Here is a 20173-nt window from a genome sequence, read left to right on the forward strand (position 1 = left end):
TATGTATCTTTATGTTCTTTTTATGGACATCCTTGAAGCGGTCAGTTCTTCAATCGGACAACACATCTTGATGACAATGTCACTCAGATGAGTTGGGTGAATCATTTTTTCTTTGCTGATGCCAAACTGATTCGCCATGATGGTGTTGAACAACTCCCAATGTTTGAGTAACGCCTTCTCGCGGCTTTCTGCCTGCGGCCATGTTTTTTGCATCATAGGCGTTAAGCTAACTGCGCCATGAGCAAACAACAACATTTGCCACTTAGACTCCCACTGGTCGGTTGGTGATTCAGAGTTCTCACGGTTATAATCCGAGAACAGTTGCGTGAAGATCGCCGCAAATTCATCTTCTGAACGCAAGAAGTATTGCAGTAGGGCATCGTCATCTTGACGAATTGCATCTGCAATCATCTGGATGGGGTGCGGATTCATGAGCGCAAATGCCAACATTCTGACCATGAACAAGTAGATTTTTTGGTTAGACGGGGTGTTTTCTGGCATTTCGCTGATAAGCTGTGCCATGTAGCCTTGCATGAAGTCGTCCATGCCGTCACTCACTGCTTGCCAGATTTTTTCTTTACTGCCGAAGTGGTGGCGAATCAAACTGTGGGACACCCCCGCTTTTTCGCTAATATTGCGCAGCGAAACTCGTTCAAATCCTAGCTCACAGAACATGTTCGCCGCGACTTTAAGGATCAGGCACTTAGTCTGCTCGGCGGCTTCGGCACTTCTGCGGCCTTGCTTTCTTTCTGTCATGGCTCGAATTTTCCCGAATATTAGTCAACGCCATTACTTTTACCAGAAATGGATCACCTTGACTAGGCACCTTGAACTCTCGTGATGATTTTTTGAACGATACGTCAAGGGGTTATATTTTTAATTCACGTAGATAAGTAGGGGGCTGCGCGCTTATGATGAGTTTATACCGTTTGGCGGAGGGCGTGATGATTATCCTGTTTCTAACCTGTCGCTTGCCTGTTTGTTGATAATAAAAAACCGCCCACAGTTGGGCGGCTTCTGGTATTCAAGTGATTAGAACGTCACTTGGTAGTTTAGTGTGAAAGTGCGGCCGCGACCTTTGTACTGGTATAGCGCATCGCTGCCTCTGTACCAGTATTGAGCACGTTGACTCCAAGTTGTGTAGTAGTCTTCGTTGAGCAGGTTTTTTACACCGAAGCCGAGATTACCAATAGGCAGCTGGTAGTTACCTGTGAAATCAACGACTGTGAAGCCATCGAGTTTTCGTTGGTCCGCATCTTTATAATCAAACATAGTTAGGCTTTGTAACTTAAGGCTGTAGTCATTGTCGAACCAACCAACCCAAGCACCGGCTTTAGAAGTACTTGCTTCCATTGCTTTGTGATCTTCCCAGCCCGTTTTTGTCTCGGTTTCAGTGACCACATAGTGACCTAAAACACCAAGCTGTAGCATGTCTGTCGCCCAGTAGCTAAGTTGTGCTTCCGCGCCGTAGACCCGTTTAGGCTCTGCAAGTCCAGAAATTGATAAATCATCTTCGTACTGAACGGTCGCACTTGAGTGCGAGTAATAGAGTGCAGATTGGAGTGAGATAGCGTCAAGATCATTGCGGTAACCAATCTCATAGCTGTCAGTTTTGATTCCGTCGAGCTTAGAAGCGTCGACATCTTGAGTTGCGCTTTTACCGTAGTAACGATACAACTGAGGGATATCAAAACCTTGTGAGAAGTTTGCCCAAACCTGAGACGTAGGGTTTACATGATAAATGGTTCCTAGATTAAGCAAGCCTTCGGTGTAATCTGTCGAGCCTCCTGGTATAAAATCAGAACGAGAGATCGCTTGGAAATCAGACACATCGACGTCCATTCTTTGGAAGCGATAACCCGCCTGTAGTGACCAATCTTGTGTGATGCTGTAATCCACTTGCATGAAGCTGGCGATAGATTGAGTATCGATGCCAGGGTAACGGCCTTGCATTTCACTGATGACGTGGACTAAACCACCACTCGCTTCAGTTGTCGCCTGATCGTAGATGGCTTTGTCGCTATCAAATTTATCAATGAAACCGTCAATACCATAGGTTAGGTTCCAAGAGTCAAAGGATTTACTCAATGCCACTTTCATGGCGAAGATATCAGTAGACTGGCGAGAAGAGTTTGTCGCGAGCTTGGATTTTCCATCTTCTGTATACGGCATAAAGGTATGATCTTCAGTGCGGTAAGACAGTTCGGCGATCAATTGTTGAGTGAAAAAGTTGTTGTTGCTGTACGCCGCACTCAGCATGACACGTTCGGTGCCTTGTTGGCGATCCGCTGAGTAACCTTCTCTGACATCGACAAACTGGAAGTTACCGTTGCCATCTTTTTCGAAATACAGGCCATAAGGGGTATCTTGTTGGCTATCGTAGTACTGCGCTAGTAAGTTTAGCTGTTGATCCTCAGCGATATTAATTTGTAGGTTACCTAACAGGTCGATGGTTTCGTTAAACTGAGTCGAACCCTGGGTAATATCCGGAGTGACCATAGTACCATTGGCGTCAAAATAGCCTCGTGTTTTGGTATAAGCGACCGATGCGCGGCCCTGCACCTTTTCGTTACCGCCAGCTATAGACTGAGCCAGTTTGTAGTCGAAATCTTCGCTTGATGAAAAGCCTGATGTTCCACTAACAAATGATTCTAATTCTACCTCTTCACCAGATGCTTTTTTGGTGATGATGTTGATAACGCCACCTGCGGAGCCAGCACCATAAATCGATGTTGCACCAGACAGTACCTCAATGCGTTCGATGTTGAATGGGTCAATTGAATCTAACTGACGACTTAGTGAGCGTACAGACTGTAACGATACGCCATCAATCATTACCATCAGGCTTCGACCGCGTAGGTTTTGTCCGGAGTGGGTACGACCACCGCTGCTTACATCGAGTGAGGGGATTGTTGCAGCAAGAATCTCATCTAGGCTTTTACCACCTCGGTATTCTTGCTCTATGGTTTGTGAGTCGATATACCAAACGGTTCCTGGAATATCACTGATCGCTTTTGGCATTCGGTTTGAAACGACCACCATTTTCTCTTCACTGCTGTATTCTTCTGCTTGCACGGAGAATACAGTAGTCGTCGCGACTGCTAACGCGACAGCAGAAAGTGGGAAATGTATTTTTTTAACGTTCATTTTCTTCTTTATCTTTGTTGTTGTTGGCTCAACATGAGTTGTGTTCATGTGGTGGCTATGGTTATTACTTCGGTCTTAAGCCTTTGTCTCGAGCGCTCTCGCAGACAACATTTTGTCTGAGAAAAAGCACTCTCTGAGAAAAACATTCTTTTCGAAAAAACATTCTCTTCGAAGAAGTGCCTCTGAGACAAAGTGCTCAAATTGGTGATAAAAACATTGGCTAAATAGTGGTTTTTTCGCCATTCAGCGTCGGGCTCAGCCAGTCGATCATTCCCTGACCCGCATCAGTATCAAATAAGGTTTCACCAGCAAGACGATTAATGATCTTCGCACTACGCCACGCCATCAGGCTTAACTGTGGCTCGGCGATACCATGACTGTGCATGCCTGCATTCACGGCGAAGATCTTGTTGGTTTGCTGGCCTTCCCATTTAAGTTCAAAGTTGGCATTCATCTGATAGCGGTTGTGCTCGTCCATATCAAGCAGAGGCAATAGTTCACGCAAAAATGTCGGGTAGGGAGCTTCAAATCCGGTTGCCAGAATGACGATGTCGGCCTGATGAGCTTCTAGATGTTGGCTAAGAGCATTGCTGCCGGTAAGTTTAAAGCCTTGGGAATCTTGGCTGATATGTGTCAGCGTTCGATGAGGCAATAATTTGACCCACTTATCTTCTTTAAGCACATCAAATCTATGGTAGAGCTCCTGATAAATGGTCAGCAGAGCTTTTTGGGTAATGCCGTCCGAGGTGAGTTTCTGGTTGGTGATTTCGGTGCGCTTCACCGCAGGAGCCAAGTTAACAAAGGCATCAACATAGTCAGGGGTGAAGAACTCGTTTGTAAACGAAGCCTCATCCAGCGGCTGGAAGTTAGATCGACGTGATAACCAGTCGAGCGATTTCGGTTTGCCCCATTTACTTTGTAGCGCGTTGATAAAGATATCCGCACCACTTTGACCGCCACCGATGATCATCACACGCTTGTTAGTGAAATCCCTGTGACGAAGGCCAATTTCAGCCGCGTGGAAAACACGCTCACCGATGTAAGATTGAGCGCATTGGGGGATAAACGGCACCTTACCGGTACCGATACATAAGTTATCTGCTTGATATACCCCTTGGCTTGTATGCAGGTTGAATGTTTTACCTGTGTATTCGACCTGTTCAACTTGAGTAGAAAACTGAACATTATCCATTTGATGTGCAGCCCACGCCAAATAGTCGGAGAATTCATGACGGCTGATACACTGAAGTTCGGCCGACAGAAAACGATAAAACTTCTTGGTTTTGACCAGATACGATAGGAACGAATAGGGATTCTCTGGGCTGATTGCCGTGACCAAATCTTTGAGAAACATGGTTTGCATGTTGGTGTTATCCAGCAGTAAGCCGGGATGCCACGCAAACTGTTTTTTGCTTTCAAAAAAGCACGATTTAATCTGCGGCTTTTCATTTAATAGAGCAGCGACGCTAAGGTTAAATGGGCCTGCTCCAATACCTGCTAGATCGAGTTTGACGTTGTGAGTATGTTCCATGATCGCAATCCTCTTATGGGGGTATTTATCCGGCTTAGCTAGCCGTTATTATTATTTTTGCGCTAAGCTAAATGCGTTAATTTTGTTGTTCCGCTTGCAGTGCTGTCACAAGCGGATTGTCGAGCATGTCGTCCATATCGGGTAACATTCTCGATGCGCTGGCATCGGTACTGTGGCGGAATTTGGCTAAGTTAAGGCCGATGCGCAGAATACGCGGTTTGAATAGATCAAATTTGTTAAATCGGTGCTGATAGCTCGGGTTCTGCGCCATGTAGGTTCTGATTCGTTGGCCCAATAAGGCGTAAAACTGTGACTCCGATAAGCCGAGTTTGGCGACCAAAGGCGAAATAAAGCGCAGTGTGGTAACGAAGTGACCAGTTTGCAGATCGTGGATTATTAAGGCTTCTTCAAGGCGCACTGTTACTTCCTTTACGCTCGGTTCAAGTGAGTTCTGCTCTGGGTAATCGCTATCCACTAGACGCATATCACCCTGAAAATCTTTAAGTAGGATGCGTTTCGGCAGGTTGTTTTCCAACACCAGAGTGACGTTCTGCCCATGTGCGATAAGGGAGACACCGTACTTACACAACAGGTGGTAGTATGGAATGACGACGGCATCGAACATCTTGCTCAGCCATGCTTCAATAGAGACACCTGAACGTTTAATGTATTCAGCTATAAGCGGATTGCCTTGATTGTCACTTTCCATTAATGCGGCCATCAGAATTGCCTGTTCTCCCTGATTGAGCTTGGAGGCGGCTGACTCACGCCAGATAACGCCCAGCAGTTCATGGTAGCGATAAGGTGCCTGCTCCAATAGCTGATAATCGGCCTGAGCGGCAAAGGCGGCGGCGGGTTCTTGAAGTACTTCAGCTTGTTTTTCTACGAGCAGTTCATCCGAACGAAATACAGATTCAATCCAGTCAGAGGCAATCGGTCCAGCAAGAATATAGCGGCCAGGAATACCTCGGTAGCATGAGGTATTCATGATGGTTAATGGCAACTTAATATCGTAGCTGTTAGGTCGTGTGACGTTGCTTAACGTGCGCAGAGAGAGTTGCGGCAGAAAGAGGTCACCATACTCGCCGAGGTAGATCAGCTTCTTCTCGGCCATCTCACGGATAAACAGCAGTGAGAGTTTGTTGCTCCATTGCCAAGGGTGCACGGGGATATAGCTATAGTCAGCAATATCAACCCCATAGGAAGCAAGAATGTTATCCAAGGATTTACACTCTGATGTATTCATTGACGAGCGAAGTAGTTCTTGCCAGCTGACGCTATCGTTTGTTGCGAGTTGCAGAATTGAATGTTCTACTGCTACCCAGCCTAATTGGAAAGCGCGTTCAGATTCTGGTGCGTAGCGCTTGAGGTCGTCACTGCTCCAGCCACGTCGACCTTTGTTAAAGGCAAATTTAGGGTGGCCGTCGAAGTAGGTCTGTTGCTGCTCGCAAGGGAGCTGCGCTAAATCACTTGCGGTGAGCGACTCTTTTCGTAGCATCAGCTTGCAGTCACCGAGCAGGGTCGCATTCAGGTCTTCCAAGTGCTCTGCGAATGCGTCATCTGTCATGGCGAGTAGAGACTGTAAATCGCGCATCAGCAGGGCGGCTGAAACGGCCTGTTGAGGGTGGCGGACAATGGAGCCGGGCTCAATCAACACCTGCCCCCAAATGTTTTCATGACCTTGAAATTGATAGCTGACTTGATCAGCGAGTTTTAGAGTATAACCCTCGGCATCTTGCTCGAAACGAAACGCTTGTTCATAGGCAAATTCGCTGATGATCTTGGCGACCATTTTCTGGTTAGCTGACGGCCAATATTTATGTAACGCTATCTGTTCCATTACCACTTCTCCGAAAAGAAACGGTCGCGAGTCATCATGAGCAAAGCGGAACGTTTGTGTGGGAAGTTAAACTCAAAACACTTTTGATAGCCGAAGGGCAGGATACGATCAAACAAGCGTTGATTATCCGACCTAGGTTCGAGCACGATGCGCTCAGTTCGCATGTCATCGATGAACAGATAATGGCTGATCCCTTTCATCCAAGCATTAAAGAATTTAGGGCCACGGAACGTTTGTTCACCGACAAGAAGATGAATGCCTCGATCAAAGTCTTGCACGTCGAAGTAAGGGCTGAGTCGGTCCTCGGCTACCCAGTAGGCTTCTACATAACCAAAAGGCTGGCCATTAAACTCACCAATCAGCGGAATAATATGAGGGTCTGCTGTACGTTGTTGAAGGAACTCTGCCAGCTGTTCCTCACTCCATGCCTGTTCCCAAAAATAAGCGACGCGTGGGTCGTTCATCCAACGAGTAAATTGAGCCAGATCCTTGTCGATATCGACGGTACGGAAGCTTACTTCCAACTCAGCATCAATGTCATATCTATGATAAACGCATCCTTCGGGCTTTGACGGCCTTAAAGGGTGATGTTGGTATTGGTCGTTCGACTGAACTAAACGCTTTGGGAAATGGGATGACGTCTTGTGGCGATGCCAAAACAGCGGTAACTGATAAAAACAGCTGCGATAAAGCTCGCCGTTGATAATTGGAAGTTCTTGATTGAGTCGTTGCGCTATTTGTGAGTCGTCGTATGTTAAAGTGACGGACACTAAAGCTTTGTGCAGATTGAACACTTGGTCAAGTTCGTTAACCAATGTCTCGAATACACTTGAGTGCTCAAGGTCAATGATCTGGACGGTCACACGTACGCAAGGTGTAGGGGTGTCTTGATAAATAAGGGTCTTAAAATCAGGCATTGGTGGCTTCCTTGACGCGAACGAGAGGATTAGGCAAGTCAAAATAAATGACTGCCGGGTCGGGAATTGAATTCTCGTTAAAGTTCTGCAAATAACAGAAGAAGTTACCTTTGCAACACAATGACTCACTGTTCAGAACATAGCTCAGACAGCGATCATCATTGACACCGCTTTGTAGCAGGGCATCGAGTTTATCGTGGAGGATTGCGATAAGTTGTGACTCTTGCACGTCAAGGTTGGCACAGATTGCTGAGATAAGGTTAAAGGTAGAATTGATGATCAGGTAGTAAGCAAAGTAGCGCTCAACTTTGCCTTGGTTCCAGTAGTTTTCTAACGCCTCTTTCTCATCGCCAAGTAGGTTGCCAAAGCGTTGCATCGCAAGATCGGTATATCCGGTTCCCTGACAGTCTCTATAGTACATTCCAACAGGAAAACCTTGCTCAAGTTGCATCACAATATTCTGCTGATGGGCGAGGAAAACAATGCCGAAGTTCGCCTGTAAATGGAAGAGGGAAACGACACCATGAGTACAGTAAGCATCAAACCATTGCATCGCGGCTTGCTTATGTGGCAGTTGGTTTTGCTCTGCGTAATGGCGAATGCGTTCAGCAACTAAGCTAGACCCTCCATAAGGGTTTGACTGAGTTAATGTCGCAAGAACGACGGCTTCCTGTTCGGGTTTATCTTCAAGGGGATTTTCTCTGAACGCCACAAGACTCTCATCAATGATATTGCCTTGGCGATCTTTCAGGCCGATATACGCGGGTTCTTGCATTAGCTGGAAACCAGAGCTTTTACCAAGCTGTTGAGCAAGAACGTCCTGTTGAAACAAGTCATTGAGACGAGTGCCGCGAATGACTTCTTTAAGCGATAGGTTACGAATTGAGTTGGTCAGTTTTACACTTAGGGAGAACTTCAGCATATAAGGCAATGAAGGTGCGTAAAGCGAACGGGTTGAAGAAGTTGGGTACCAGTTGACACCGATTTGGCCAAGGTTTTTCAGCTGGCCAGCCTTAAGGTACTCCTCAATTGACGGGTTACTTGCCATTACGCTCCATTGCCAAGGGTGAACGGGCAGCAGAGTCTTGCCTTGCGTACTAGCTTCCGTTAACGCTTGTTGCAGCATTGGCTCATGAGCGACCAACTCTGACAGTCGCTGTTGGCATGAGATGCCAGCGGAGCTGCCCTGAGCAATAAGCAGGCTATCAACGCTTAGCCAGTAGAGTTGGAACTGCCCCCCAAGCTCTGGTGAATACACTCTGGCATCCTCAAGGCTAAACTGTTCACGACTTTTCGGTGCAGGGTGGAATGAATGACCGATGAGTAAACCTTGTTCTGCAGTTTTGAAGTCCAATTTGTCGGTAAAGAGACGATTTTTATACGGGGAATGTTGAATACCTTGACTGGTGTTGTGCTGACTCTCCAGCACTCGAGCCTTGAAGATCTGTTTTTGGTCTTCACTGATGAATCCAACAATCGCAGGTTCTGACACGATTAATTCGATAAGTTGGTGTACTGATAAAGTCGTTACCGTGTCACTACTTAGTAATAGGGCAGGTAGTTGGTATTCGTGACTGCCCAATTGTGAGGCATAGCTAAGCGGTATGTGAATGCTTCGTCCACCTGATAGTGGCAACTGATAAGTACAGCCCTGCGGACTTGATTCTATTTGAACGGTACGACTTTCTCGCGCGAGAGAGTTAAGAAAACAAGCCAAGGCTGGGTCATTGGTGTTGATATTATGGCTTGAGTTTTTTAGGTTGAGCAGATCGTTTTTACGATTCATTTTTCTTTCTCAAATCATTGTTAATTAAACTGACAGTAAGAATGCTACTTATTATCATTTGTGTTATCAACTTGTTTTTAGTCATTTGTTAAAAATGTCAACAATGATCGCAAATATCGGTTTTATATGTAAATTTTACGGTATGTCGGTTTAATGGAGGTCTGGATTTAGACCTCCATATAAAAGAAATTTGAGGGTTTTATGGCGGTATTTGTGGCTATTTTCTGATTAAATAAAGAAAGTATCCACCGCCAATCAGTGAGGCCAATAGTCCTGCTGGGAATTGCCAAGGGAACCATAATGTCCTGCCAATCCAGTCTGCAGCAACCATAATTATCGCGCCTAAAAGTGCCGCCGTGAGCATTTGCGGTATCGCACGATATTGGTGGAGTGAGCGCGCCATATGCGGTGCTAACAAGCCAATAAAGCTCAATGGCCCAATGACGATGGTGCAAAGAGTGGTGAGTGCAGCAACAATAAGTAACAGCACTAATCTAACCATGGTGGCGTTGAGACCGAGGCTCGCAGCCGTTACTTCACCAAGATTGACTAAGGTAATCCATCGATGAAGAGAGAGCGCTAGCATTCCCACCAAACAGACACCACCAGCTAATAACCACACATCACCAAGGTTGACTAAATAAGTCGAACCTGACAACCAGGTAAGCAGGGCGGCAGCGTTATCGTGCCCTGAGCTCATAGCAATTCTTAGTAGGGCATCGAGTCCGGCACTGAGTGCGATACCCGTCAATAAGGTCTGGGTCGGGGCGAAATTGTGTCGTCTGCCCATTAACCAGACTAAGCCTGTCACTGAAGCCGCACCAAGAGTACCGAGTAACATTTGCTGATCCCGCTCAATCGCGACGCCAGTCAGAGTGCCCAGAACAAGCGCCAACGCGGCGCCAGAGCTTATCCCCAGAACTTCAGGGCTAGCCATTGGGTTGTTGGAGATACGCTGAATCAAGGTGCCAGCAAAAGCTAAACCGATCCCTGCCAGTAATGCGACCATGATCCGTGGTACTCTCAGATCAAACAGCGACGGGGTCAGTGCCATGCTCCAGCCTGACAGCGTTCTACCGACCACTAATGCAATGATGACAGTGGTCAACAGAACACAAACCAGCATTACAGCGACCCTCGTTACGGCGATAGTCTTATACTGACCAACCGAATCAGAGCGTGCTTTGAGATCTGACTGTAGCTTGGTTCGTTGCAACATCCAGAGTAAAAATGGCGCGCCAATCAGAGCGGTCATCGCTCCTGTCGGCAGCAACTCTCCTCCGACACCAGAAAAAGGTTGAATAATAAGATCAACAATCAACAGCAGCAGGCTGCCAATAAAGCCACTGAGCACAATCTGTTTTGCTAAGGTTCGTGCTCCCAGCATTCTTGCTATTGCTGGGGCAACGATACCGACAAAGCCAATCAAACCAACCTCACTGACTACGGCCGCCGTAACAAAAATGGCTAGCGAAAGGCACAGTAATTTAATCTGCTTGATGTTGACCCCTAAAGAAGTGGCAACATTGTCACCAAACTGAAGGACGGACAGAGGTCTTTGTAGTATCAATAGTAGAAGAGTAGGGAAGGTAACAAGCGGCAAAAGCATTTGAGCACTCGACCAATCGTTCTGATTAAGTACGCCAGCCCCCCAGACAAAAACGGTCGTTAAGCTTTGCTCATGCAACAGCAATAGCATGGTGTTGACTGAACCAAGGAATAGGCTGACCACCATTCCGGCCAAAATCATATGTAACGGTGAAAACCCTCTGTTAGCACTGAGAAGAAAAACCAACCCTGTCGCGAGACAGCCACCGATAAAAGCTGGAATAAAGTGAGGAATGTGGCTGGTGGTTGGCAAGAGTAGCAGACCGAGTACCATACCGAACTCAGCTCCGGCCGCGACACCCAGTGTGGTCGGAGAGGCGATAGGGTTGCGAAGCACAAACTGCATCACGCAGCCAGCAACCGCCAGTGCGAAGCCACAAATGAGTGCGACTGCCAGTCTTGGCAGATAGGTGTAATGGGTAATGATATGTTGGTAGTTAGCTGAATCGAAGTGAAACACCGATTGCCAAATTAAACCGATCCCCTGTGAGTAGGGAGCAGTCACTTGCAGTAACCCAATGACCATAGCCATGACCGCGATGATGAGAAGCGTCGATTTAATAGTAAAGTTTTGGGTACTGCGTTGTGCGATATTACTTGTGAACATTAAGGTTTATTAACTAACTGTTGAGTGATATGGTCACTGAAACGTTGCGCGGCAATAAGGCCGCCGAAAGTCCAGATTGCAGGAAGCTCATAAACTGAGTTACTACGGGTAAATTCCATTGCCTGCCAAAGTGGTGACTGGTTAAGCTGTTTGCGCTCTTTCTCTTCGAGTGGGCCGAAAAGTATTACGCTGGCACCTTGGTGTTCAGCGAGCTTTTCTACTCCGGTCGTGGTGAATCCCCACATGTTTGTGGTTTCTTTCCAGTCGTTGCGCATTCCCATTGCAGCAATCGTGTCTTGAGCTAAAGAGCCTTTACTATGAACACGCAGAGTCTTGTCGTTGATGAAGCGAGCAAAAATAACGGGTTTTTGTGAGGAACTGGCCGCCTCGATTTTACGGCCGTTTTCAGCTAAGCGCTGGTGGGTTTGGCTAATCAGTAATTCCGCTTGTTGTTGCTTGTTGAACAGTTGACCTAATGAGCGAGTAATGGATTCTGCTGACTTTAATGGTTGTTTCTTTTCGCTATAGATGGTGAAAACAAGCACTGGTGCGATCTGGTTGAGTTGCGGGTAAGCGGCCGCCATGTGTTTGCTGATCAGTATTACATCCGGTTTCAACTCGCTTAGAAGCTCAAGGTTAGGTTCTCGGCGTGAGCCTACATCCGTAACTTGTGGGCTGAGCTCTGGTTTAGCTACCCATTGCTGATAACCCTGAGGATTGGTGACACCTTCAAGTTCAACACCTAAGCTAAGTACGGTTTCAGTTAATGCCCAGTCTAACGCAATCACTTTTTTCGGTGACTGCTCAAACGTGCTCACGCCCATCTCATGTGTGATTTCGATTGCGTAGCTCTGAGCTGAGACGAATGTAGCAAACCAGATCAAGATTAACTTTTTCACAATGAATTCCTTCTTGGGTTAAGGGATATAGCTGATAGGTTGGCCAGTCGTTGGGTGAGGGAATAATGCCAGTTCCATACCGTAAATTTTCATCAGAGTATCTGGTGTCATCAGATCTTTTGGAGTACCGGACGCAATCACTTTTCCTGAGTGAAGAGCAATCAAGCGGTCACTAAATTTGGCGGCCATATTGATATCATGCAATACCATGATAACCGTCAGCCCCAATGTCTGATTGAGTTCGCGGATTAATGCGAGTAGCTCGTGTTGATGGGCAACATCCAGTGCAGAAGTTGGCTCATCTAGCAAGATGCACTGGCTTTGCTGGGCAAGCAGCATTGCGACCCAAGCGCGTTGACGCTCGCCACCGGATAGCGTAGCCACATATCTTTCTGCTAAGTCGCTCAGACCGACCTTTTCAATGGCTGATTCGACGATGGCATAGTCTTGATGGCTATAGCGCCCAAAGGCACCTTTCCATGGATAACGCCCAAAACAGACCAGCTCACGTACCGTGACGCCATCGGTGACTGGTGGGTGCTGTGGCAGGTAAGCAACTTGATGAGCAAACTCCAGGTGGCTATAGGAGGAAACGGGCGTTTTTTGGAATAACACCTCGCCATGACTGGGCGCGTTTTGCCTGCTTAATAGTTTTATCAGAGTCGACTTACCGCAACCGTTATGCCCTAACAGAGTGGTAATCTCTCCTTGGGCGAAAGTCAGGTTAGTAGGAGAGAGAATGGTCTTGCCGTCGATTTCAAACGACGTGTCGACGAGTTGGTACATAGTGGGGTATCAAGTTGTGTTATTAATGACAATTCAGTAATCTTAACATATCGAAATAGAAATGATAATTGCTTTCATAATCACTTGTAAGTGTTAGCCTCTCCGGCCTCACTGACTTTTATTTGCCTTGATAGTGGTTTCAATATGATGACGTCAGTTACACAAAATAAAACCACCCAGTTGGGTGTCGTTGGCCTTGCGGCCGCCCTAATGGGCATTGGGCAGAATGGTCTGCTCGTTTCTCTGCCGTTTTTAGTTGAGCAGTCAGCGTTTAGTTTGTCGACTTGGTCAATTCTGATTGCAGTCGGTAGCCTACTGTTTCTCCCGTCTGCCCCTTACTGGGGACGCTACAGCGATCGTCATGGACCCAAAATAGTCGTGGTGAGAGCCCTTGCAGGTATGGCAGTCAGTTTTTTATTACTGAGCTTGTTTGCTTTTGTTAGTCACAGCAATGAATCACTGGTCAGTCTATGTTTGTTAGGGCTAGTGCTTGCGCGAGTGATTTATGGATGTACAGTTTCAGGCATGGTGCCAGCAAGCCAACATTGGGCAATTCTCCTGTGCGGTGAAGAAAACCGATTACAAGCCATCACCTCAGTCAGCATCGGTTTGAGCGCAGGGCGCTTGATTGGTCCACTGATCTCAATCTTGGTGTTAAAATTGTCGTCTTATGCGCCGTTAATGGTCATGGTGGCATTGCCCTGTGTGGCGCTGGCTGCTGCAATGATGCTTCCTTCACCAACTGTCAAAGCTAAAGCCGAACACAACAAAACTTCTTTGCCATGGTTACCACAAAGAAAACTGCTGCCTTATTTGTTCAGCGGTTTGCTTCTGTGCGCTGCGATTGCCTTGCTGCAATACAGTTTTTCTCCTCTGATTGGTGCCGTAACGCAATGGTCAACTGGGCAAATCAGTGATGCTATTGGTGTGCTATTAACCATCAGTGCTGCCTGCACTTTCGTCACCCAAATTATGGTGATCAAGAAGAAAAAGCTCACGCCACTCTCCATGTATCGAATTGGTTCTGTTCTGGTTTTGGTTGGATTTGCCTTGTTTCTTACCGCTAACATCTGGGTATTTGGTGTTGCGATGACTTTGACGGCCTGTGGCGCTGCGCTGCTTGTGCCTGCATATACAAGCTCGGCGACAGAGTCGCAGCGTGACTTCCCGGGTGCAGTGGCCGGGTATATCTCAATGTTCCACACCATAGGCTATGGTGTGGCATCTTTGATGGCGGTGACGGCAACCATCTCCGCTCACTATCCAATTTATCTGTGTGTCACCTTTTCCTTGGTAATTGTCTTGATCGCTTATTTCGCAGTTAATAAACAACAGCCGGAGACGATAAAGGCCGCTTAGCGTTTATTATCCGGATGTCTTGGACAGTCACTGCATAATTGACGCCCTTGGCATTTATAAACTAAGCAACAACTGGTTCGAACCAGGTGCAGTTTTTCTGAATGAGTATTGTAGCTGAGGGTATTCAGCAGTTTTTCTGGTAGTTGACAGGCTTGTAACCACAACCTAGCTTGCTGCATTAGGAACGCTTCATCCAAATAAGGGGCGAACTGATGCAGTTTTACTATGCATCCAAGTACTCCATCGGCGAAAAGGTGGCGCGTAAATCCAGGACGAATACGGGTCCACTGACTCATCTCGGTTCGGAAGTAATCAAATAGCTCTACCAGCTGCTTACCAGCCTGTTCAATCAGCTCTGATTCTGTACCTTGCGAGTAGTCCGATGATTCAAATTGAAAGCCGCCTATAAAATTAGGCTGAACTTTTTGTGCCATTGCTGTCAGGTTAGGTAAACCTCGGCAGGCATAAATGGAGATAAATGCGACGTAAATTGGTTGCCAGCAAAGTAGAGTCCATGTGCGGGTTAACCAATAAGGAGAGCCGGCTTCTGGGTGCTCTTTCTCAAGGCTTAAATAGAGTTCGCGAATAGTCTGTGAGCAGGGGTGACCAAGATGAATTAACGACGAATCTCCCGTCGCTAAAGGAGCTAATTGACCATCTAGATAGGGGATGACCTGCTTGGAATGCTCAAACAGATGTTCAAAGAACGAATGCTCACTCATTGGGTAGTGCTTATCTTTGCTAACTATGGAACTACAGAATAAATAATTATATCACTAACTACAATCGATTCTCATTACGGTTTATATAAAAAGCAATTAAAAGATTGATTGCGGATAAATGGATTTATCTACACCTCACTGATTTTTCATAATTTTCTTACATTCGCAGTTGAATTCAGGCTTATACTTAGGCCACACCATTAATACAAAGAGCGAAAGCAAATGAACAACCGCGGATTACACGGACTTTTCCTTTTAGGTTCACTAACATTAATTGGCTGTTCTTCCACAAACGGCATTGTCACCGATAACGCAGATTCTCAAGCGCTTGTTGAGCTAAAAAGCGCGGATGAGGCCACTATTGCAACTTGGATTGACCAAAGCATTCTGATCCCACAGGGGCTTTCTTTAGAAGTGGACAAGATTCGTTATGTCACCGGGTCTGCTGATTTAAATAGCGACGGTATCGCAGAACATTTCGTATTGCTTCAGGATCGTTACTTCTGTGGAAGTGGTGGTTGTGCCGCTTATCTTTTGGATAACGAGGGCAAAGTAATTAACCGCATGTCGGTGACTCGAACGCCAGTAGCATTATTGGACAGTTACCGTAACGGCTGGCAAGACTTTGTGGTGTGGAGCAATGGTGCTTATCGTCAGATGAGTTACAACGGTGAGTCATATCCGACTAATCCTTCTGTTGAGCCGAAAGTCGACCGTAATACTCAAGTACAGACGGCGACGGCTTATGTGATGGCGACAGAGCTGTACCAGCAAGATGGTTACGATATAACTCCGGTCGATGACGAAGAAATTTGGACACAGCCTGACGTATATCACTTTACCTTTAAACACCATGGCGATCCGCAACATGTTTATAATGCAACGGTGAACTTGAACAGTGGTGATGTGGATGTTAAAGCGGTGCTGATGCAATAAATCGGCACGTTAAATCAGAAAAAGGCGGACACTTCTTAAAGCGTTCGCCTTTTTTGGATGTATCGTTAACACTTTTAGATGGTTTGATAACCTCTAAGCTGTGTGGTTACGATTAAGCAATGGCTTGCTGTTTTTCTTCAGCTTTGTTTTTTAAGAACGCGTAAGTGAAGCCAGTTACTGCGGTACCTGCTGCGATTGCGACTAAGTACAGCAGCACAGGAGAGATTGCATTAGGGATAAGTAGAACGAACAGGCCACCATGTGGTGCCATTAGTTTTGCACCGAACAGCATTGAAAGAGCACCGGTTAGAGCGCCACCTGCCATACAAGATGGGATGACTCGCATAGGATCTTTTGCTGCGAATGGGATTGCACCTTCAGAGATAAAGCACAGACCAAGAACAAATGAAGCTTTGCCTGCTTCGCGCTCACTTTGCTCAAATTTGTTCTTCGCAATAAACGTAGCAAGCCCCATACCAAGTGCTGGAACCATACCCGCCGCCATAATTGCAGCCATCGGAGCGTAAGTTTGTGATGCTAACAGGCCCACACCAAATGCGTACGCGGCTTTGTTTACTGGACCTCCTAGGTCGAAACACATCATTGCACCTAGGACAATGCCTAACAGAACGGCACTGTCAGAACCCATGTTGTTTAGGAAGTCAGTTAGGCCGTTCATGATGCCTGAAACCGGACCACCCACGATGTAAATCATCACTAGACCCGTAAACAGTGTTGCCACGAATGGGATAATAAGGATCGGTTTAAGCGCTTCCATTGATTGCGGTAATGTTACTTTGTCAGCGAGGAGCTTCGCTGCATATCCGGCAATAAAACCTGCTGCGATACCACCAAGGAAACCTGCACCAGTAGAGCTTGCAAGCATGCCGCCCACAAGGCCCGGAGCCAGACCAGGGCGATCAGCAATAGAGAAAGCAATGTATCCCGCAAGCACAGGGATCATCAGCGCAAATGCTGATCCACCACCGATGTTCATTAGCGCTGCGGCTAACGTGCCTTCCTCTTTAAATGCTTCGATACCAAAGACAAAAGACAGGGCGATGATCAATCCACCAGCAACCACGACTGGAAGCATGTGAGAGACCCCAGTCATTAGGTGTTTGTATGCGCCTTTCTTTTCATCTGTTGCTGAAGAAGAATCAGAAGAGCCGGAATGTTGGTATGTGCTGGCTTGTTCAAACGCTCTGTCCATCTCTTCCGCTGTTTTCTTTAGAGCAGGGCCAGTTTTTGTGCGGTACATTTTCTTGCCGTTAAAACGGTCAAGCGGAACTTCAATGTCCGCTGCAATGATGACCAGATCAGCGTCTGCGATTTCTTGGTCAGTCAGCTGGTTTTTCGCACCGACTGAACCACGTGTTTCGACTTTGATTTGGTGACCACGGCGCTTGCCCTCTTTTTCAAGCGCTTCTGCTGCCATGAAGGTGTGTGCTACCCCTGTTGGGCATGCGGTGATAGCAACGATCTTTTTCGTCTTTGATGGGTTTTCTGTTGGCGCTTTAAAGGTGGTTGCTCCTGCTAATGTCGCCGCATTTTCTACCGCTGTTTTAAGGAAAGTAGAGGCGTCTTTTGCAACCGTGCCGATGTCTGCTTGATAGACTTTTTTACCGACGAAACGAGAAGTATCAATGGGTGTGTTGGCTGCAATTACGATCGTTTCTGCTTGCTCAATGTCAGCCTCTGTCAGCTGTGTTGGTTCAATGACACTTGATTGACACTCAATCTTCGCGTTCCAACCAAGCTTAGCTGCTGCTTGTTCTAGTAGGCCAGCCGCAATGATGCAGTTTGCAACACCGCTAGGGCAAGCGGTAATAATGGCAATATTCATACTGAAAACCTTTTGTTCCTTAGTTTTTGTCTGAGTTCGAATTAGGGGAAAGCTCGATAATTTCTGTTTGGCGCTTAATACTTTCCAGATCTTCCTGACTGGTTAGGCCAACGCCAACTTGGCTCACTGCGAGTGCAGAGAGTGCCGTAGCGAAGCGCAGTAAGTCGCTTTTCGGTAATACTTGCATGTGGCCCCAGCAAAGGCCTGCAACAAGGGTATCGCCAGCACCAACCGTGCTTACTACCTTCATTTTTGGTGGTTGTGATCGTAACCATTTACCTTGGTTAAGCCACATCACACCATCTTCACCCATAGAAACGACGATGTTTTCAATGCCTTTATCGCTAAGCGTTTGCGCCGCAGTTTGGCATTGCTCGGGTGTGGTTAGGTGTTCACCAACTAAGTCGCTGAGCTCTTCATCGTTTGGTTTGATCAACCAAGGGTGTGCGTCGAGACCAGCGCGCAGTGCAGTTTTACTGCTATCGAAGAAAACTTTTTTGCCTTGCTGGTGCAGTTTTTCAATCCACGTAGCACACTGTTCAGCCTTGACGCCACCGGGTAAACTGCCTGCCAGTACAAAGTAATCGTGTGTTTCTGCAAGGCGGAATAAGGTGTGTTCAAAGCGTGTAATTTCTTCGGTTGTTACCTGAACGCCGGGGAAATTGATGTCACTCACTCGGCCATCGGCTTCCACCAATTTCACGTTGATACGCGTTGCGCCTTCGACTTCAACAAACTCATTTTTTACGTTGATGTCGTCAAATAGCTGGTGGAATAGTTCTGGATTGTCTTTACCAAGGAAGCCAGTCACGGTTACCTCAGCACCTAGGTCACTCAGCACTTTTGCAACGTTTACACCTTTACCCGCTGCATGTAAGTTACTCTTTTCCACTAGGCTAACGGATCCCACTTTTAGCGAGTCTAGTGAGCCAGTCAGGTCAAGTGCTGGGTTAAGAGTGATGGTAACGACCTTGTTTGTCTGCAATGCTGTCATCCTCTTGCTCCTTAACCTTCACCAAGACCTGATGCGATGGCTTTTCCAATCGAGTCAATGGCTTGGGTTGCATCTGGTCCTTCGGCAGAAAATTGAAGCTGATGACCGTGTTTTACGCCGAGTGCGATGACTTTCATTAGACTCTTGGCGTTTACCGCTTTGCCGTCACCATCAAGGTTCACAACGCGAATGGAGGATTCGAATTTCTTCGCTTCTGCCACGAGCATTGCGCCAGGGCGGGCGTGCAGGCCGTGTGCGTTTTTGATCTTAAACACCGCAGAATTACTTGCTTCAGTAGCGTCGCTTGCCATGTCTTCGCCTGTAAATAGTGCGAGAATTTGTTCAGCAGATGCATCAAGAAGCTTGTTATGTTCGTTGTTGAATACGAGCTTTGAAATTGTGCTTAGGATAGATTGGTGAGCATCGTTACAAGCGGCAAAAGCCACAAGAGCTCTCACACTCTCACCTTCAAATTCACAAGCATTAGCGGTTGATACAAAAGAAACGCCGGTCCGAGTCACTTGTTTATTGCTGCCGACTAACCATAGGCCATGACCAAGGTGCGTCGGTGTTTTTGTGACTAGGTCTGCCACGAACTCTGTCCCGGCACACTTTTTATTTTTAAGCAAACCACCCGCAACCGCGCTCATTTGAACCATGTCGCTTGCTGGGAAGTTCAGTTGAATTAGAGAGGCGTCGAAATCAGCTTCTAGCTGAATGTCACCACGAAGTAGGGCAATGATGTCGTCTTCGTTTTTCGCATTACGAAGGTGGTCCTCAACTCCGTCAGCCCCCAAAACTTTTGTTAGTTGTTTAAGAATGCCTAAATGCTCATCCGATTTAGCCGCGATGCCGATTGCTACGAATACTTTATTGCCATCGCCCCATTCAACGCCCATCGGGAAGTGATGGACAGATACACCAGTGGTTTTGACCATAGATCGTGTGTCAGTGGTGCCGTGAGGAATTGCGATGCCGTTTCCTAGAAATGTAGAGTTCTGCTTTTCACGGTTTAACATGCCTTCTACATAGCCTTGTTCAACCAAACCTTTGTCTGCTAGGTTTTGCGCGATATTTTTGATCGCCTCAAATTTATCCGTCGCGGATTGAGATAGGGTGATGTCATTCTTATTTAGCTTAAGCACGGTGCTTCTCCAGCCTTAAGGTCACTATTTTTGATTCTTTACGCAGAGTT

Annotated in this window: 15 protein-coding genes; 2 read left to right on the forward strand and 13 right to left on the reverse strand. The window is 46.8% G+C overall.

What is annotated here, in order from left to right; all coding sequences use genetic code 11:
- Positions 1–9: 9 nt before the first annotated feature.
- The 9 genes from AND4_RS01925 to AND4_RS01965 all read right to left on the reverse strand — a co-directional run bounded on the left by AND4_RS01925 (position 10) and on the right by AND4_RS01965 (position 13121).
- Entirely contained in the window at positions 10–756 is a 747-nt protein-coding gene (locus tag AND4_RS01925) for a TetR/AcrR family transcriptional regulator (protein ID WP_009841198.1), read from the reverse strand.
- A gap of 276 nt (positions 757–1032) precedes the next feature.
- Entirely contained in the window at positions 1033–3147 is a 2115-nt protein-coding gene (locus AND4_RS01930) for a TonB-dependent receptor (RefSeq protein WP_009841199.1), read from the reverse strand.
- Between the two features lie 220 nt (positions 3148–3367).
- The gene (locus tag AND4_RS01935; RefSeq protein ID WP_009841200.1) at positions 3368–4678 is read right to left on the reverse strand and encodes a SidA/IucD/PvdA family monooxygenase; all 1311 of its coding nucleotides are present in this window, start codon (positions 4676–4678) and stop codon (positions 3368–3370) included.
- A 76-nt stretch (positions 4679–4754) separates the two neighbouring features.
- Entirely contained in the window at positions 4755–6518 is a 1764-nt protein-coding gene (locus AND4_RS01940) for an IucA/IucC family protein (RefSeq protein WP_009841201.1), read from the reverse strand.
- Positions 6518–7435 (reverse strand): GNAT family N-acetyltransferase, encoded by a 918-nt coding sequence (locus AND4_RS01945; protein WP_009841202.1) that lies wholly within the window; start codon positions 7433–7435, stop codon positions 6518–6520. Before AND4_RS01945 ends, AND4_RS01940 begins: the two co-directional genes overlap by 1 nt.
- Positions 7428–9221, reverse strand: coding sequence for an IucA/IucC family protein (locus AND4_RS01950; protein ID WP_009841203.1), 1794 nt, complete (start codon positions 9219–9221; stop codon positions 7428–7430). Before AND4_RS01950 ends, AND4_RS01945 begins: the two co-directional genes overlap by 8 nt.
- A gap of 217 nt (positions 9222–9438) precedes the next feature.
- Entirely contained in the window at positions 9439–11436 is a 1998-nt protein-coding gene (fhuB, locus tag AND4_RS01955) for a Fe(3+)-hydroxamate ABC transporter permease FhuB (protein ID WP_009841204.1), read from the reverse strand.
- Positions 11436–12335, reverse strand: coding sequence for an iron-siderophore ABC transporter substrate-binding protein (locus tag AND4_RS01960; RefSeq protein ID WP_009841205.1), 900 nt, complete (start codon positions 12333–12335; stop codon positions 11436–11438). Before AND4_RS01960 ends, fhuB begins: the two co-directional genes overlap by 1 nt.
- A gap of 18 nt (positions 12336–12353) precedes the next feature.
- Positions 12354–13121, reverse strand: a complete 768-nt coding sequence (locus tag AND4_RS01965) for an ATP-binding cassette domain-containing protein (protein WP_009841206.1) — start codon at positions 13119–13121, stop codon at positions 12354–12356.
- A 147-nt stretch (positions 13122–13268) separates the two neighbouring features.
- Here AND4_RS01965 and AND4_RS01970 point away from each other — a divergent pair, with 147 nt between their 5' ends.
- Entirely contained in the window at positions 13269–14480 is a 1212-nt protein-coding gene (locus tag AND4_RS01970) for an MFS transporter (RefSeq protein ID WP_043991415.1), read from the forward strand.
- Here the strand turns inward: AND4_RS01970 and AND4_RS01975 are convergent.
- Positions 14477–15202, reverse strand: coding sequence for a siderophore ferric iron reductase (locus AND4_RS01975; RefSeq protein ID WP_009841208.1), 726 nt, complete (start codon positions 15200–15202; stop codon positions 14477–14479). The two genes, AND4_RS01970 and AND4_RS01975, sit on opposite strands and share 4 nt — an antisense overlap.
- A gap of 222 nt (positions 15203–15424) precedes the next feature.
- Between AND4_RS01975 and AND4_RS01980 the strand changes: the two genes are divergently transcribed.
- Entirely contained in the window at positions 15425–16138 is a 714-nt protein-coding gene (locus AND4_RS01980) for a hypothetical protein (RefSeq protein WP_009841209.1), read from the forward strand.
- Between the two features lie 112 nt (positions 16139–16250).
- Here AND4_RS01980 and fruA read toward each other — a convergent pair whose 3' ends face one another.
- The 3 genes from fruA to fruB are packed head-to-tail and all read right to left on the reverse strand — an operon-like array spanning position 16251 to position 20123.
- Positions 16251–17984, reverse strand: coding sequence for a PTS fructose transporter subunit IIBC (gene fruA, locus AND4_RS01985; protein WP_009841210.1), 1734 nt, complete (start codon positions 17982–17984; stop codon positions 16251–16253).
- Positions 17985–18003: 19 nt separating this feature from the next.
- The gene (gene pfkB, locus AND4_RS01990; RefSeq protein WP_009841211.1) at positions 18004–18978 is read right to left on the reverse strand and encodes a 1-phosphofructokinase; all 975 of its coding nucleotides are present in this window, start codon (positions 18976–18978) and stop codon (positions 18004–18006) included.
- Between the two features lie 11 nt (positions 18979–18989).
- A complete protein-coding gene (gene fruB / locus AND4_RS01995; protein ID WP_009841212.1) occupies positions 18990–20123 on the reverse strand; it encodes a fused PTS fructose transporter subunit IIA/HPr protein in 1134 nt (377 codons plus the stop codon).
- Between the last annotated feature and the right edge of the window lie 50 nt (positions 20124–20173).

This window comes from Vibrio sp. AND4 (assembly GCF_000171815.1).
Lineage (GTDB): Bacteria > Pseudomonadota > Gammaproteobacteria > Enterobacterales > Vibrionaceae > Vibrio.

What these genes read in the sequence shown, in the direction of transcription:
- AND4_RS01925 (WP_009841198.1), bottom strand. Translation starts at nt 756, where the DNA reads ATGACAGAAAGAAAGCAAGGCCGCAGAAGTGCCGAAGCCGCCGAGCAG.
- AND4_RS01930 (WP_009841199.1), bottom strand. Translation starts at nt 3,147, where the DNA reads ATGAACGTTAAAAAAATACATTTCCCACTTTCTGCTGTCGCGTTAGCA.
- AND4_RS01935 (WP_009841200.1), bottom strand. Translation starts at nt 4,678, where the DNA reads ATGGAACATACTCACAACGTCAAACTCGATCTAGCAGGTATTGGAGCA.
- AND4_RS01940 (WP_009841201.1), bottom strand. Translation starts at nt 6,518, where the DNA reads ATGGAACAGATAGCGTTACATAAATATTGGCCGTCAGCTAACCAGAAA.
- AND4_RS01945 (WP_009841202.1), bottom strand. Translation starts at nt 7,435, where the DNA reads ATGCCTGATTTTAAGACCCTTATTTATCAAGACACCCCTACACCTTGC.
- AND4_RS01950 (WP_009841203.1), bottom strand. Translation starts at nt 9,221, where the DNA reads ATGAATCGTAAAAACGATCTGCTCAACCTAAAAAACTCAAGCCATAAT.
- fhuB (WP_009841204.1), bottom strand. Translation starts at nt 11,436, where the DNA reads ATGTTCACAAGTAATATCGCACAACGCAGTACCCAAAACTTTACTATT.
- AND4_RS01965 (WP_009841206.1), bottom strand. Translation starts at nt 13,121, where the DNA reads ATGTACCAACTCGTCGACACGTCGTTTGAAATCGACGGCAAGACCATT.
- AND4_RS01970 (WP_043991415.1), top strand. Translation starts at nt 13,269, where the DNA reads ATGACGTCAGTTACACAAAATAAAACCACCCAGTTGGGTGTCGTTGGC.
- AND4_RS01975 (WP_009841208.1), bottom strand. Translation starts at nt 15,202, where the DNA reads ATGAGTGAGCATTCGTTCTTTGAACATCTGTTTGAGCATTCCAAGCAG.
- AND4_RS01980 (WP_009841209.1), top strand. Translation starts at nt 15,425, where the DNA reads ATGAACAACCGCGGATTACACGGACTTTTCCTTTTAGGTTCACTAACA.
- fruA (WP_009841210.1), bottom strand. Translation starts at nt 17,984, where the DNA reads ATGAATATTGCCATTATTACCGCTTGCCCTAGCGGTGTTGCAAACTGC.
- pfkB (WP_009841211.1), bottom strand. Translation starts at nt 18,978, where the DNA reads ATGACAGCATTGCAGACAAACAAGGTCGTTACCATCACTCTTAACCCA.